This window comes from Haliea sp. (assembly GCF_041395985.1).
Classification (GTDB): domain Bacteria; phylum Pseudomonadota; class Gammaproteobacteria; order Pseudomonadales; family Halieaceae; genus Haliea.
In genome coordinates this window covers 339,870-354,450 of the sequence record NZ_JAWKZJ010000001.1, presented here as the reverse complement: position 1 = coordinate 354,450, position 14,581 = coordinate 339,870, and the positions used below count along the sequence as shown (strand labels likewise).

Annotated in this window: 13 protein-coding genes; 9 read left to right on the top strand and 4 right to left on the bottom strand. The window is 62.9% G+C overall.

Features of this window, described 5'->3' with window-relative positions:
• Positions 1 to 5: 5 nt before the first annotated feature.
• On the bottom strand, positions 6 to 1,466 hold the full coding sequence (locus tag R3E49_RS01555; protein WP_371293441.1) for a coniferyl aldehyde dehydrogenase: 1,461 nt from the start codon (positions 1,464 to 1,466) through the stop codon (positions 6 to 8).
• A 176-nt stretch (positions 1,467 to 1,642) separates the two neighbouring features.
• Here R3E49_RS01555 and R3E49_RS01550 point away from each other — a divergent pair, with 176 nt between their 5' ends.
• On the top strand, positions 1,643 to 2,053 hold the full coding sequence (locus R3E49_RS01550) for a hypothetical protein (RefSeq protein ID WP_371293440.1): 411 nt from the start codon (positions 1,643 to 1,645) through the stop codon (positions 2,051 to 2,053).
• A gap of 9 nt (positions 2,054 to 2,062) precedes the next feature.
• On the opposite strand, the gene R3E49_RS01545 is transcribed toward R3E49_RS01550, so the two are convergent.
• Positions 2,063 to 3,124 (bottom strand): mechanosensitive ion channel family protein, encoded by a 1,062-nt coding sequence (locus R3E49_RS01545; protein ID WP_371293439.1) that lies wholly within the window; start codon positions 3,122 to 3,124, stop codon positions 2,063 to 2,065.
• A 56-nt stretch (positions 3,125 to 3,180) separates the two neighbouring features.
• Entirely contained in the window at positions 3,181 to 3,837 is a 657-nt protein-coding gene (locus R3E49_RS01540; protein WP_371293438.1) for a TetR/AcrR family transcriptional regulator, read from the bottom strand.
• A gap of 125 nt (positions 3,838 to 3,962) precedes the next feature.
• Between R3E49_RS01540 and R3E49_RS01535 the strand changes: the two genes are divergently transcribed.
• The 8 genes from R3E49_RS01535 to R3E49_RS01500 all read left to right on the top strand — a co-directional run bounded on the left by R3E49_RS01535 (position 3,963) and on the right by R3E49_RS01500 (position 14,052).
• Positions 3,963 to 5,411, top strand: a complete 1,449-nt coding sequence (locus R3E49_RS01535; protein WP_371293437.1) for a sodium:solute symporter family protein — start codon at positions 3,963 to 3,965, stop codon at positions 5,409 to 5,411.
• A gap of 121 nt (positions 5,412 to 5,532) precedes the next feature.
• Positions 5,533 to 7,782: a TonB-dependent receptor gene (locus tag R3E49_RS01530; protein WP_371293436.1), complete on the top strand. Its 2,250-nt coding sequence runs from the start codon at positions 5,533 to 5,535 to the stop codon at positions 7,780 to 7,782.
• Between the two features lie 61 nt (positions 7,783 to 7,843).
• Positions 7,844 to 9,397, top strand: coding sequence for a class I adenylate-forming enzyme family protein (locus tag R3E49_RS01525; RefSeq protein WP_371293435.1), 1,554 nt, complete (start codon positions 7,844 to 7,846; stop codon positions 9,395 to 9,397).
• A 4-nt stretch (positions 9,398 to 9,401) separates the two neighbouring features.
• Positions 9,402 to 10,268: an alpha/beta fold hydrolase gene (locus R3E49_RS01520; RefSeq protein WP_371293434.1), complete on the top strand. Its 867-nt coding sequence runs from the start codon at positions 9,402 to 9,404 to the stop codon at positions 10,266 to 10,268.
• 69 nt (positions 10,269 to 10,337) lie between these two features.
• Complete coding sequence (locus tag R3E49_RS01515) at positions 10,338 to 10,721, top strand: nuclear transport factor 2 family protein (RefSeq protein WP_371293433.1); 384 nt, start codon at positions 10,338 to 10,340, stop codon at positions 10,719 to 10,721.
• The gene (locus R3E49_RS01510) at positions 10,718 to 11,542 is read left to right on the top strand and encodes a YbaY family lipoprotein (protein ID WP_371293432.1); all 825 of its coding nucleotides are present in this window, start codon (positions 10,718 to 10,720) and stop codon (positions 11,540 to 11,542) included. The genes R3E49_RS01515 and R3E49_RS01510 overlap by 4 nt, the downstream gene beginning before the upstream one ends.
• Before the next feature lie 60 nt (positions 11,543 to 11,602).
• Positions 11,603 to 11,902, top strand: coding sequence for a hypothetical protein (locus R3E49_RS01505; protein WP_371293431.1), 300 nt, complete (start codon positions 11,603 to 11,605; stop codon positions 11,900 to 11,902).
• 35 nt (positions 11,903 to 11,937) lie between these two features.
• Entirely contained in the window at positions 11,938 to 14,052 is a 2,115-nt protein-coding gene (locus R3E49_RS01500; RefSeq protein WP_371293430.1) for a TonB-dependent receptor, read from the top strand.
• On the opposite strand, the gene R3E49_RS01495 is transcribed toward R3E49_RS01500, so the two are convergent.
• Positions 14,049 to 14,555: a GNAT family N-acetyltransferase gene (locus tag R3E49_RS01495; protein WP_371293429.1), complete on the bottom strand. Its 507-nt coding sequence runs from the start codon at positions 14,553 to 14,555 to the stop codon at positions 14,049 to 14,051. The genes R3E49_RS01500 and R3E49_RS01495 overlap by 4 nt on opposite strands.
• Between the last annotated feature and the right edge of the window lie 26 nt (positions 14,556 to 14,581).

Genomic DNA, 14,581 nt, shown 5'->3' with positions numbered 1-14,581 from the left:
GCCCGTTACTTCTTGACCTGCATACTGATGGTTTTCTCTGTGGCTTTGCCATAGGGCGGTAGCATGCCCCCAAGTTTGCCCACATTCACGCCCGCCTGGCGATAGATCGACTTGGCATGGCTGAAGGTGCGGAACCCCTCCTCGCCATGGTAGGCACCCATACCGCTGGGACCCACGCCGCCGAAGGGCAGTTCCTCCTGCATGATGTGCATGATGACGTCGTTGATGCAGGCACCGCCGGAGGTGGTGCGCGTCAGCACCGCGCGTTCCTCGCTCTTGTCCTGCCCGAAGTAATAGGCGGCCAGGGGCCTGGGATGCGCGTTGACGTAGTCGATGGTTTCGTTGAAGTCCTTGTAGGTGCGAATCGGCAACAGCGGGCCGAACAGTTCCTCCTGCATGACTTTCAGGTCTTCCGCCGGCTGTGGAATCAGTGTGGGTGGAATCTTGCGGCTGCCTTCACCCGATGCAAAGTTCTCGCCGGCCGGGTTGATCGGAATCGTCTTTACACCGCGCTCCTCGGCTTCGCGGAGGTAGCCTGTCAGACGCTCATAGTGGCGCTGGTTGACCACCGCGGTGTACTCCGGGTTGTCGAGAATGGTGGGATACATGGCGCTTACCGCCTTCTGGGCGGCGGCGATAACCTCGTCCAGTTTTTCCTCGGGCACCATCAGGTAATCCGGCGCCAGGCAGATCTGTCCCGCATTCAGGGTTTTACCGAGCATGATCCGTTCCAGGCTTTTCTCAATGTCGGCACTGCGGGAGATGATCACGGGAGACTTGCCACCCAGTTCCAGCGTTACCGGTACCAGGTTGCGTGCGGCGGCGGCCATGATGTGCCGCGCAACCGAGGTGGCGCCGGTGAACAGCAGATGGTCGAAGGCCAGCCCGGAAAAAGCCTGGCCGACCTCCGGCCCCCCGGTGAACAGCGCGACTTCCTTTTCATCCCAGGCTTCGGCGACCATCTCGGCCATCACTTCACTGGTGGCGGGAGTGAACTCCGAGGGCTTGATCAACGCGCGGTTGCCTGCGGCAAGTATGCCGGCCAGCGGTCCAAAGGTCAGGTTGACCGGGAAATTCCAGGGTGAGATGACACCGACGACACCCAGTGGCTGGTACTCGATGCGGGAGCGCCCGCCGAGCAGGTTAAGCGGAAACATGGTGGGCCGTCGCTGCGGCTTCATCCATTTGCGCAGGTGTTTGCGTGCATGCTTGAGGGGCGTGACCGAGGCGGCAACGTCGGTCAGCAGGCTGACCTCGCGCGCACGGCAGCTGAAATCGGTGTTCAGCGCGTCGACCACTTTGCCCTGGTACTTGAGCAGCACGTCAATGCCGCGGTCGATGCGGTCGATGCGCGTCTCGGCAGAGACCACGCCCTCGCGCAGGTAATCCTGGCGCTGCGCATCAAGGACCTGCTGCATGCGCTGTTCGATGTCCTCTATGGATCCAATACTCTGTGGTGCATTCATGGCTCTTATCCTCGAGTCGGCCTGACCTAACACTCAAGTATAGAAGGCGCCGGAGACAATGATAACCGCAGCAACGGGTTTATTGTGGCCACCACAGCCTGACGCAACCCGGACTGTACGGCCGCGCGCTGTTGTCCGGGCTTGGCAAAGTACGGTGCGCCTGTTACAACACGCCCATGAGCAGAGACACTGACAGCACGCGGCCGTTCGCTGCGGTTCCGGGGCACGCCAGCCCGGGGTACGCCACCGAGTCACCCGCGGTGGACACGCGCACCCCGTCGCCCCCCTACGGGTACTCGCGGGAGTGCCACTACAGCAGGGAACGGCAGCTGCATATTGTCGCGGAGTTCCATGCCCACAAGATCCGTCCCAGTCGTATTGCCTATCGCGTGGGTATTGATATTGCGTTCATCGAGGCACTGATTGCCGGGGAATTGGAGGCGGAGCGCTTTCCGCGGCTGGTGGCTGATTACCGCCGGCAGCGGTTCCAGCAGCGCATGCGCGACAGCGTGCGTCTCAACGGTGTATCCCGCTTTGAGCAGCAGCAACGTATCGAGCGTGACTTTCAGCGCGAGGTGGACTTGTAGCGCGCCTGGCTACGAGGTTTTGCTCTTCGGTTCCTCTTCCTGCTCAATGCGCTCCTGAAGCCAGGCATCGCGCAGCTCCAGTTGACGAACTTCCTCCTCCAACGCAGGTTTCTGCTGGTCTGCCGCGGCTTCGCGCCGGTCGATGGCGGCGGCCAGTGCTTCCTTGGTGGCGCCGCGCTCGTCCTTTAACTGCTCCAGTGTGGCAGCTTCCTCCGCCTTGTCGAAAATGCGCTCCTCGGGTGCCGCCTCTGCGCGGCGGGATGTGCCGGCATGCATCACCGGTGTGGCGGGGATGACCTTGCTGGCCGGGTCCTGCCGGCGCTGGTTGACGAAACTCGGCGAGACGATCTCGATGCCGTGTCCGTGCAACTGTTCCAGCATGTTCTTGCGCAGATTGGAGCGTGCGGTGAGCGGCGTCTTGCTTTCGGTCAGGAACCCGCATATCCGGTACAGCACGGCGTGATCCAGCAGCTCCAGCAGCAGGACAAAGGGATCGCTGAGGCCGGCGTTTTCCGCGGCCTGCAACAACAGGTCCTGAACGTCGGTGTAGGGTATGTCGTAGCCCAATGACACCTCTGCGGAGATGATGGTGCCGTCGCGGTGCATAACGGTGATTGGATTCGCGACCAGCAACATGTTCGGCAATGTCGTCATGTCACGCATTTCGGTCTGCAACTGGGTGTTGATCAGCGAGCGCCGGGTGACCCGGCCAAACTGCTCACCCACCCGCAGGTAGTCGCCCGGGCGGAAGGGTTGCGTGGTCTGCAACATGATTCCCGCCATGGCGTTGGCAACGAAGGTCGTGGATGAGAGCGCAATCACCGCGGTGAGCAGAACCCCCAGCAAGCCCAGAATCTGTCCCTGGGTCTCATCGCTGATCGGCAGCACGACCACGCAGGCAATGATGCCGGCGGAGCCTGTCAGCCACACACCGAGTTGGAACAGCAGGGTCTCCGTGCCCGCATCCTGGCGCCTGGCGAGCCAGTAGCCGGCACCGATCAGCGCCCCCGTCAGGGCCACGACCACGCCGGCCGGGAAAAGGGCTACCGCGGTTTCAAGCCATTGCATCATGGTCCGGCCTCGCTGTGTTTATGGCGCTGTGTCGTCTGGCATCCGGTGGCCCCCTGTCACCGCCCGTTCGCGCGTCCGCATACCTCGCGAAAGCCCGCGGCGACAAAGGGAATCATATGATCGTAGGCGGCCTGGAAGTCGGCTGACCGGCACTTGCCGCCGGAGAGTTTGTCGATGCGGCCGGTCTGCGCCAGTGTCAGGGTAAGGGCGCCGGACAGGTTGTGGTAGCACCAGTAGATGTCTTCGTCGCGTGCGCCGGGCAGCGCGTCGCGCAGGGCGCTTATGAAGGCACTCACCAGGCTGTCGAACAGCTTGGACATCATGCGTGGGCCCCAGTAGGGAGAGTTGTTGATGTAGGCGATCAGTGCAAGGTAGTTCTGCCAGCCCGGGTCACCGGTTTCCTGGGCCAGTTCCAGGGGGCGCAGGAAGGCTTCGATAATCTGTTCGACGCTGGGGCCCGCGGCGCCGGCCGAGGCCTGGCAGGCTTTCAGTGCATCCAGTCGGGCGCTGTTCAGATGTGCGGCGCGGCGCTCGAAAACCGCGTTGAAGAGGTCCAGCTTCTTGCCAAAATGGTAGCTGGCGAGGGCGACATCGACGCCGGCGTCCTTGGCAATCTGGCGCAGGGTAACGCCGTCATAGCCGCGCAGGGCGAACAGCTCCTCGGCGACATCCAGAATCCGCTCTCGTTTTGGTGCTTGCCGGGATTTCGTCATGCAGGAATCCGCCCTAAATCGCGGGGACAATAGCATAGAATATTTTTCAACGCTTGTTGAAATGCGGTCGGGCTTTCGTCAGAATCGGGCGCACTCCAATAATACGATGCAGCGAGACCGCGCCCATGACACCCGAACTGTTCAAGTACGCCATGTCCCTCGCCTATGTGATTCTGGTGTTCTGGCTGTCCTGGGTGGGTATGCGCCGAACCCGGGATATTCGCGGGTTCTCCATTGGCAACAAGGATATGAACCCCTACCTGATCGGGATCACGCTCGCCGCGTCCATCGCCTCCACGGCCACCTTCGTGATCAACCCGGGGTTTGTGTACAGCCACGGCCTGAGTGCCTATCTGCATTACGGCCTTGCCGGTTCGCTGGGAATTCTGAGCGCGTTTCTGGTGCTGACCCGGGGCTTTTTGCGCCTCGGCGAAAGTCACAACGCCCTGACCATCCCCCAGTGGATCTTCTACCGCTATAACCATCGCGGTTTCAGCCTGTTTTTCGCTTTCATCAATCTCCTGTCGATTACCTTTGTGGTGCTCATTCTGGTGGGTTGCAGCCTGCTGCTCACCGGCTTGTTCCCGGTGGAACAGAAAACCGCGCTGGTCCTCGTGCTGCTGTTTGTTTTCGCTTACGTGTTGATGGGCGGAACCTATGCGCACGCCTATACCAACACGCTGCAGGGCGTGATGATGCTGGCCATCACCGTGATCCTTGTAGTGCAGGGCTGGAAGTACTTTGGCGATGCACCGCTGGCAGCGCTGCGCGCCGTGGGAACGGGCTATGCCGACGCCTTCAACGCGGGCAGTGACCTTTACTCGGACTTCTTTTCCGTGTTTGTCAGCGGGTTTGTCGTGACCTTTGCCCTCATGCTGCAGCCCCACATCCTGACCAAAGTGCTGTATCTGCGCAGTGAGCGCGACATTGGCAAGTTCATTGGCACCACCGTGGTCGTCGGCAGCGTCTTTACACTGATGTTGATGATCGGCTTCTATGCGCGGCTGGCGGGGCTCGATATTCCCGAGCAGGACACGGTGGTGCGTGAATACCTGCTGTTCGAGTTCGGTACATCGCTGTGGGGTGAGTATGTCCTCGTGTTCATTTTCCTCACGCTGCTCGCGGCGGGTATGAGCACACTGGATGGAATACTGGTGTCGCTTTCGGCGATGGTCGTCAACGACATCGTGCAGCCACTGTACGGGGAGCGTTACAACGCGCTTGCCCTGTCGCGCTACGTGTTGGTGGCCGTGGGCCTGCTTGCCGTTGTGCTGGCCTGGAATCCGCCGCCCCTGATTGGGCTGTTTGCGCAGAAAGGCGTTTACGGGCTGGCGGCCGCGTCCCTGGTGCCGGTGCTGTTCGGTGTGCTGGTGCGTCGTCACATACCGCTGTGGGTGGTGGTGGGCGCTGCGCTGATTGGCCTCGGCGGGCATTTGCTGCTGAACCTGTCAGGTGCGGTGGTCAACCCGGCGGTGTCCGCGAGCTACGCGATCCTGCTCTCCCTGGCCTACGGGTTGCTGGGGCTCTGGTGCACCCGGGAGCGCACCCGGCATGCAGACGCTGTGACGGAATGAGGTGATCGCGCTTGACATTTCAACAAACGTTGAATATGTTTCACGCGTAATTCAACAAGTGTTGAACCGGCCAGACATCCGGCTCAAGACAAACGATAAGATAACGATCAAGGTGAACCTCATGAAAGCATTTGCTCCGCGCTCCGCTGTCGCGCTCGCCGTTTCCCTGGCCTACGCACTGCCCCTGTCCACCGTTCAGGCGCAGGACGGTCCTGCCCTGGCTCTGGAAGAGGTGGTCGTCACTGCCCGTCGCCGCGCGGAGAATCTACAGGATGTCCCGATCGCGGTTACGGCCCTCTCCGGCGATGCCCTGCGTCTGCGCGGCGCCTCCGATATCAGCGAACTGGCGCAGATTATTCCCAGCGTCACGCTGGAGCCCTCGCGGGCGACCAGTACCACGCTGACGGCCTTCATTCGCGGCGTCGGCCAGCAGGACCCCCTCGCCGGCTTTGAGCAGGGCGTGGCACTGTACCTTGACGACGTCTACATCGCGCGGCCGCAGGGCGCGTTGCTGGATATCTACGATGTGGAGCGTGTGGAGGTACTGCGCGGGCCGCAGGGTACGCTGTATGGCCGCAATGCGGTTGGCGGGGCGATCAAGTATGTGACCCGTCGCCTCAGCGACGAAACGGATGTGCGCCTGAAGGCCTCCTATGGCAGCTATGGCCAGCTCGACCTGGTGGGCACTGCGTCAACGCCGGTGACCGATACATTCCGCGTGGGAGCGACGGTTGCCTCGCTCACCCGGGATGGCTACGGGGAGAACCTGACCACTGGCGACGAGCACTACGACAAGGACCTGTTTGCCTGGCGCGCCAGCGCCGAGTGGTTGCCCAGCGAAAACTGGCTGGTGCGTCTGGCCTACGACAAGCTGAACGACAAGACCAATCCAGTGGCGGGCTACCGGCCTTTCCCCGGTGCGGTTAGCGGTGTACCGGTGCTGTCTGACCGCTACGACACCACTGCCGGCGCCCAGGACTCCATCGCCACTGCAGGTATCAACGGCAACAACGAGATCGATGGCGAAGGCGCCATGCTGTCGGTGGACTGGAACCTAAGCGACACGACGACGCTGCGTTCGATCAGCGCCTGGCGTGAGGATTACACGGAGTCCGTGATCGACTTCGACGGCCTGGAGGTCATCGATTTTGACGCACCGGTTGTCTATGACAACGAACAGTTCAGCCAGGAATTCCAGATGCTGTACAACGCCGATCGCTGGAATGCGGTGGCCGGCTTCTACTACCTCGACGCCACGGCCTCCAACGACTTTGACGTGGTGCTGGGCCAGATCGGCCCGGTGACCGCCTACACCGGCGGCACCGTGGATACCGAGGCCTGGTCGGTGTTTGCAGATGTTACCTACCGCCTGACTGAGTCGCTGGCGCTGTCGGTAGGCGGCCGCTACACCGAAGACAAGCGCAGCGCGGACATTTTCCGCGGTACCTACCTCGGCTTCGGCTCGCCGTTCTTCGGCAATGACACCGCCCTGCTCCTGGCGACAACCAGTGATTACGAGGCTGAGAAAACCTACACCGATTTCTCGCCGCGGATAAACCTCAGCTACACCATCAATGATGACACCACGGTCTATGGCAGCTACAGCCAGGGTTGGAAGGCTGGCAGCTTCGACCCGCGCGGCGCCAACTTCGCCACCCCTGAAGTCGAGCGCGGCTTCGACCCGGAAACGCTGGACTCATGGGAACTGGGCCTGAAAACTACCTGGCTGGATGGTCGCGCACTCACCAACATTGCGGTGTTCTACAGCGACTACCAGGACATGCAGATTCCCGGCTCCGTGGGCGTAGACAGCGACGGTGACGGCATCAATGACGGCTTTGTCGGTACGGTCACCAATGCCGGCCAGGCGGAAATCTCCGGCATCGAGGTGGAAGGTAACGTATTGCTGAGCGAGCACTTCAGCGTGCAGCTGGCGATGAGCCTGCTCGATGCAGAGATCAAGGAGTGGCTGCTGAACGGCGTGAACGTTGCCGATCAGCGCGCGGTGCAGAACACGCCGGAGGAAATGCTGTACCTCGGCGTCACCTACACCACGGATTTCGCTGCGGGTGACCTGACCGCCAACCTGAACTGGTCCTACAAGGGCGATGTGACGCAGTTCGAGGCGCCGGTTCCCGTGATCGATCAGGACGCCTACGACGTGATCAACGCCAGTCTGGTCTGGATGAGCGGTGACGAACAGTGGCTGGTGGGCCTGCACGCCAAGAACCTTGGTGACGAGGAAATCAAGACAGCCGGGTACTGTTTCGGTGAAGGTGGCTGTCCCTCGACCCTCGGCCTGGAAAACAACACCACCGTGTTCTATGCCCCCCCGCGTACGCTGACGGCGACAGTGGAATACCGTTTCTAGAGCCAGCTCCCTGCCCCGGCCTTGGGCCGGGGCGTTTGCCAGCATGACAGGGATAGACACTGTGACTGGATTTGAGGCCCCGGTGCCCTTGTTGCCGGAAATTCTTGCTCTGCACGGTCAGTGGCGGGCGCCCAGGGCGGCCGTCATCTGTGGCGACACCACGCTCGACTGGCGGGCGTTCACGGCGTCCAATCACCGCTTTGCACACGCCCTGGCAAGTCGCGGTATTGCCGCCGGCGACCGCGTGGGCGTGGTGATGTCCAACGGATTGCCGATGGTGCAGGTGCTGTTTGGCAGCCTGGCAGCCGGTGCCGTATCCGTGCCGATAAACCTCTCGGTCAGCGATGAGGCGCTGGTCGCCATGCTGGTGGATGCGGGCATTCGCGCGCTGGTGGTCTCGGCGGACCAGCAGCACCGGCTGACACCGCTGCTCCAGCAGTTGCCCGACGCCCTGCGCGTCACCGTCACCAGTGGTCCGGGTGAGGACGCCTGGGAGTCCCTGGACGTATTCTGTGCCGGGCAGCCTGATACCTTGCCGGATGTCGTGCGTGCGCTGGATCCTGATGCGCCCCTGAACATCATTTACAGCTCCGGTACGACCGGGTTGCCCAAGGGCATTCTGCATACCCAGCGCACCCGGCGCGACTGGGCCTATGACCTGGCTATTGCCTTGCGCTATCACGGTGCGGCGCGGACCCTGCTGACCATCGGCCTGTACTCGAATATTTCCTGGGTGGCCATGCTCTGCACGGTTCTGGCCGGCGGCACTCTGGTGTTGCACGAGCGCTTTGACCCTGCCGCGTTCGTCGCCACGGCGGCCAGCGAGCGCATCACGCACACCGCCATGGTGCCCATCCAGTTCCAGCGGGTGGTGGAACACCTGCAGGCGCACGGCGGCGATGTGAGCAGCCTGCAGGCCATGATGAGTTGTGGTTCGCCGCTGCGTGAAGGGCTGAAGCGCGACATCTTTGCCCATTTTCCCTGCGGCATTATTGAACTGTACGGGCTTACCGAGGGCATCATTACCACCCTGGACCCGGAGGACGCGGAAGGCCGATGGGCGTCGGTGGGGCGGCCGCTGATCGGAACAGACCTGCGGATTGTTGATGAGCACAACCGGGAGCTGCCGCACGGCGTGTCCGGCGAGATTGTCTCCCGTGGTCGCATCAGCATGCCCGGGTACTGGCGCCGGGAGGATGCCAACGCCGAGGCGCAGTACATCGATGCAAATGGGCGTCAGTGGTTGCGCTCCGGAGATATCGGCTACGTGGACGCAGAGGGCTTCCTGTACATCGTGGACCGGAAGAAGGACATGATTCTCTCCGGTGGACAGAATATATACCCCCAGGATATCGAGGCGGTGCTGGTACAACACCCCTGTGTCAGCGATGTTGCGGTCATCGGCGTGCCGAGCGCGCGCTGGGGTGAGTCTCCGCTGGCGCTGGTGGTCCCCGCGCCGGGGGCTGCGGTGGCCGAGGGCGAGCTGCTGGCCTGGGCCAACGCGCGGCTGGGCAAGCAGCAGCGCCTCGCTGACCTGAAATTCATCGACGCCTTGCCGCGCAATCCCAATGGCAAGATACTGAAGCGGGAATTGCGACTGCAGTTTGCGGAGTGAGCCTGTGAGTGGATTTGACGACCTCTGGTATCGCAGCGACGACGGTTTGACATTGTACGCGCGCGACTACGCGAGCCCTGGCGGCGACGCGCCTGTGGCGCTGTGCATGCACGGCCTGACCCGCAACGCCGCAGATTTTGCCGGCCTCGCCCCACACCTGGCGCAACGCTACCGTGTGCTGGTTGCCGACCAGCGTGGCCGCGGCCGCTCCGACTACGACCCTGATCCGACACGCTACCAGCCCCTGACCTATGTGCAGGACATGTTCCGTTTGCTGGACAGCCAGGCGATACAGCGCGCTGTTCTGGTCGGCACCTCCATGGGTGGGCTGATGGCGATGATGATGGCGGCGATGCAGCCTGCGCGGGTCAGCGCGATCGTACTCAATGATATCGGTCCAGAAGTCGATCCCGCGGGCCTGGCGCGCATCAAGGCCTATGTCGGCAAGGCCGAGCCTGTGGCGGACTGGGCGGCTGCCGTGGCGCAAACCCGTGCCATCAACGGGGCTGCCTTTCCCGACTTTTCGCCCGAGGACTGGCTGCACTTCGCCCGGGGACTCTATCGCTCCCGGGCCCAGGGTGGGGGACTTGAACTCGCCTACGATCCTGCCATCTCAACGCCGCTGTCTGCCGCCGCCGACAACGCCGTGCCCCCTGACCTGTGGCCGGTGTTCGGGGCCCTGTCCGCTCTGCCGGTGCTGGTGCTGCGCGGAGAGCATTCAGACATTCTGTCTGCGGCGGGGCTTGCCGCCATGCGCGCGCGCAAACCTGACCTGGTGATCGCCGAGATCGCCAACCGCGGCCACGCGCCCACACTGGATGAACCCGACGCCCGCGCGGCCATCGACGCCTTCCTCGCTATTCCCGCCTGACGCCAGCCGTGGACAGAACGCCGGCTTGGTGGCATGGTTGGCGGGATGGACACAGCGCAAGGTTCGGGTATGCAGGTACTGTCACGTTGGCATGACATTGTGCGCAGCGGAGATCCCTCCGGGCTCGCGGAGATACTGGCCGAAGACTGTGTATTCTGGTCGCCCGTGGTGCATCGCCCCCAGGCGGGGCGCGACCTCACGCAGCTGTACCTCACCGGCGCCATGTCCGTATTCAACGACAGCTTTCGCTACGTCAAGGAAGTGGTGGCAGCGCCGCATGCGGTGCTGGAGTTCGTGTGTGACATTGACGGCATCACCATCAACGGGGTTGATATCATCACGGTGAATCCAGAAGGCCTGATTATCGAGTTCAAGGTGATGGTGCGGCCATTGAAGGGCGTAAACCTGCTGCACGCAAAAATGGCTGCAATGCTGGAGACCTTATCGGCATGAAGAGCAATGCAATGGTGGTTGCGAGAGGTGGTGTGCTGGCGGTCACATGCCTGCTGGCCGGTGTGCTCGGCGGCTGCGGGCAGCAGACAGGGGATGTGGCGATGGATCAGGCAGCGGGCGTCATTGAAGGTACCGTGCTGTACCGCGAGCGCATGATGCTGCCGCCGGACGCCCAGCTGGAGATTCAGCTGGAGGATGTGTCACGCGCCGATGCACCGGCCACCGTGCTGGCTGTGGTAACGCAGGCGACCGCAACTGCGCCGCCCTGGCCGTTCCGAATCAGCTACGACCCGACGACACTGGATCCGCGGCATCGCTACGGCCTGCGTGCCACCGTGCGCCATGAGGGGCAGCTGGTGTTCACCTCGGACAGCTTCGTCGACGCTTTTGCCGAGGATGCGCCGGAAATCGTGTTGGTGCGTGTGCCCCGAAGCGCCCCGGCGCCGACCGCAGCGGCAGGCGGTCTGCCCGCTGGGCAGTGGCAGCTGCTTTCGTTGCACGGTGAGCCTGCCGATACGGGCGCTGGGGACAAACCCCTGACGCTGGTGATTGATGAGTTGGAGTCCCGCGTGGCGGGCTTCTCGGGCTGCAACCGCTATACCGGCCCGTACACGCTGGAGGCCGGCGTGCTGGCGCTGGGGCAACTGGCGGTCACCCGCATGGCCTGCATGGATGGAGCAGATCTGGAGCAGCGCTACCTGTCGACGCTGCGCAGCGTCGACGGTTTCAGCCTGCTGGAAAGCCGCCTGCAACTCAAAGTAGGTGCCGCAACGGTGGCGGTGTTCCAGCCGCTTGATGACAGCGCCGACGCCGGGCAATAACGATGGCCTGTGCCGATCACTGCGTTTATACTCGCGCGACCCTGATTGTGTAACAGTATCATGGCATTCCAGTTCGCACTGACAACACAAGCTCGACGCACCGCGCGCCTGATCGCGGTGCTGGCGCTGCTGTGTCTGAGCGGTGTGCAGGTGCTGGAGGCCAGCCACGCCCACGGTAGTGCCGATGTACAGGCGGAGTGTCTGCTCTGCAAGTCCTCGGCGCCAGCCGCTCTGTCGGCGGCTCCGGCCCTGCCGCTGTTTCTGGTGCTGGCAGCCTGCCTTATCGCCGCGTTGCGCCCCGTGCACATCGCTCCCCGCTACCTTCCCCTTCAGGCCCGAGGCCCCCCGCAGTACTCCTGACAGAACCCCTTTTTTTCTATTTTCAGGAGTAGTTCATGAAACGTTTCATGCCTCTTGCGCTGGCTGTGGCCAGTGCAAACGCGGCGGCGCAGTCGCTGCCGGTTGAACATGTGCTGGTAACGGCGCCCTTGAGCAAACAGGAAGCGGAGACCGCCCTGCCGGTGACGGTGCTGACGGGCGACGACCTCAGTCGCAGCGCGCGCGCGACCATTGGCGATACGCTGGGCGATATCCCCGGCCTGGCCAATGCCTCCTTTGGCCCCGGCGTCGGTCAGCCGGTCATTCGCGGCCAGCAGGGCCCTCGGGTCACGGTGCTGCAGAACGGTACCAGTAGCGCCGATGCCTCGGCGGTGAGCGCTGACCACGCGGTGTCCGTTGAACCCATGCTCGCTGACAGCATTGAAGTGTTGCGTGGCCCCGCAACCCTCCTCTACGGCGCTGGCGCCATCGGCGGGGTTGTGAACGTGATTGACAACCGCGTACCCAGATCGCGTGTCGAGGGGGTCGAAGGTGGCGTTGAGCTGCGCCACGACGGCGCATCCGATATGGATACCTCAGTACTGCGCCTGGATGGAGGTACCGGTGATTTTGCCTTCCACCTCGACGCACTCTATCGCGACTGGAACAACCTGCGTATCCCCGGCCTGGCTGCCAGGGACGTGGACGACGACCACGACGACCACGACGACCACGACGACGAGCACGGTGACGAGGAGACGACCAACGGCTACGTTGACAACACCGGGGGCCGCACGCGCAATGTGACCCTGGGTGCGAGTTACCATTTCGACCGTGGCCTGGTCGGCCTTGCTGTGGCCAGGCTGGAAAACCAGTACGGGATACCGTCTGGCGCTCACGAACATCACGACCATGAAGAGGATGAGCATGATCATGACGAGGATATGGAGCATGACGATCATGATCATGAGGCGCACGAGGAGGAAGAGGGCGGTATAAAACTCGATGTGGAGCAGACCCGCTACGACCTGGTGTTCGAACTCAGCGAGCCGCTGCCCGGCTTCGAGTCCCTGCGCAGCACGGTGACCTACACCGACTATGAGCACGCAGAAGTTGAAGGGAACGGTGAGGTGGGCACCCTGTACAGCAATGAAACCTGGGAGACCCGGGTGGAGATGGTGCATGCCGAGGTAGCGGGGCTGCGCGGCGCAATTGGCCTGCAGGCGCGCAGTGGTGAGTTCAGCGCTCTGGGCGAGGAAGCGTTTATCCCGGTCACTGACAGCACCGACCTCGGCCTGTTTCTGATCGAGGACTACCGCACTGACCACTGGCTGTTCGAAGCGGGCCTGCGCGTGGACCGGGATGAGCGTGACCCCGCAGCGCAAACCGCGGGCAAGCGCGACTTCACGGCCATCAGCGCATCCGGCTCGGCGATCTTCAACGTCACACCGGATTGGCAGCTGCGCCTCTTCCTGGCGCGGTCAGAACGCGCGCCTTCGATCGAAGAACTGTTCTCCAATGTCGATGGCACCGGGCCGGAAAACTGGGTGCCGCATGCGGCGACGGCGGCGATCGAACTGGGCGATCCCGATCTCGACACGGAGGTTTCGAACAACGTGGATCTCTCGCTGCACTGGCACAACGGCAACAATGACCTCGAGGTTACCGTGTTCCACAACGATTTCAGCGACTACATCACCCTGATGAATACCGGCGCGGAAGTGGATGAACTCCCGGTGTTGGCCTACGTGCAGAGTGACGCCACCTTTTACGGTGTAGAGGTGAACGCGGAGTTCGGCTTCGGTACCTTTGTCGGCGGCGATGTGCGACTGGGTCTGTTCGGTGACGTGATACGCGGCGAGCTGGATAATGGCGACGACGTGCCGCGGCTGCCGCCACACCGCATCGGTGGCCGCCTGAGTTGGTCCACGGACGTGCTGGAACTGTGGACACGGGTGCAGGACGCCGGAAGCCAGAATCGACCGGGTCCGAACGAGGAGTCGACGGCTGGCTACACGCGCTGGGACCTGGGGGCTGACTACCGCCTGCCACTGGGCGATTCAGAGCTCACCCTGTTCCTTGCGGCGCGCAATCTGGGTGATGAGGAAATTCGCCTGAGCACCTCCTTCCTGCGCGATGTGTCGCCGGAGGCCGGGCGCTCCGTCGAGGCGGGTGTACGCTACCGCTTTTAGGGGTTCTCCCAGGCGTATAGGCACAGGGCCTCGGCCTCGGGTGTGAGCTGGATCATCGACTCATACGCGAAGCCGAGGCTTTCCAGCAACTGGCGTGAGGGCTGGTTCCCGGGGGTGACGATGGCCACCAGTCGGCGCAACCCGAGCTCGTCCCTCGCATGGTCAAGCACCGCGCGCGCCGATTCCAGTGCCAACCCGCGACCGCGGGCTGCGGGCAGGAAGGCGTAGCCGATATCCACATCGGCCAGTGTGGCGCGTTTCACCAGTCCGCAGATGCCGATTGGCTCACCCCCCTCCCCTGGCCGCACCGCCCAGAGGCCGAAGCCGTTCTCCTGGTAGCTCAACAGCGGGCCGTCACGCAGGTACTGGCGAGCCTGATCCACGCTGCGCACGCCGCGGTCGGCGATATGCAGGATGAAATCGGGGTCGTTCAGCAATGCCAGCATGAAGGGCGCGTCGTCTTCAGTGAGCGGGTCGATCAGCAGTCGCGGCGTATGCAGCATGGCGCGGGTATCCCTCGGCAACAGAG

Bases quoted from the DNA above. Each gene is read 5' to 3' on its own strand.
- R3E49_RS01510 (WP_371293432.1), top strand. From the start codon at position 10,718: ATGAAGAGCAATGCAATGGTGGTTGCGAGAGGTGGTGTGCTGGCGGTC.
- R3E49_RS01495 (WP_371293429.1), bottom strand. From the start codon at position 14,555: ATGCTGCATACGCCGCGACTGCTGATCGACCCGCTCACTGAAGACGAC.
- R3E49_RS01515 (WP_371293433.1), top strand. From the start codon at position 10,338: ATGCAGGTACTGTCACGTTGGCATGACATTGTGCGCAGCGGAGATCCC.
- R3E49_RS01530 (WP_371293436.1), top strand. From the start codon at position 5,533: ATGAAAGCATTTGCTCCGCGCTCCGCTGTCGCGCTCGCCGTTTCCCTG.
- R3E49_RS01535 (WP_371293437.1), top strand. From the start codon at position 3,963: ATGACACCCGAACTGTTCAAGTACGCCATGTCCCTCGCCTATGTGATT.
- R3E49_RS01550 (WP_371293440.1), top strand. From the start codon at position 1,643: ATGAGCAGAGACACTGACAGCACGCGGCCGTTCGCTGCGGTTCCGGGG.
- R3E49_RS01540 (WP_371293438.1), bottom strand. From the start codon at position 3,837: ATGACGAAATCCCGGCAAGCACCAAAACGAGAGCGGATTCTGGATGTC.
- R3E49_RS01545 (WP_371293439.1), bottom strand. From the start codon at position 3,124: ATGATGCAATGGCTTGAAACCGCGGTAGCCCTTTTCCCGGCCGGCGTG.
- R3E49_RS01505 (WP_371293431.1), top strand. From the start codon at position 11,603: ATGGCATTCCAGTTCGCACTGACAACACAAGCTCGACGCACCGCGCGC.
- R3E49_RS01555 (WP_371293441.1), bottom strand. From the start codon at position 1,466: ATGAATGCACCACAGAGTATTGGATCCATAGAGGACATCGAACAGCGC.
- R3E49_RS01500 (WP_371293430.1), top strand. From the start codon at position 11,938: ATGAAACGTTTCATGCCTCTTGCGCTGGCTGTGGCCAGTGCAAACGCG.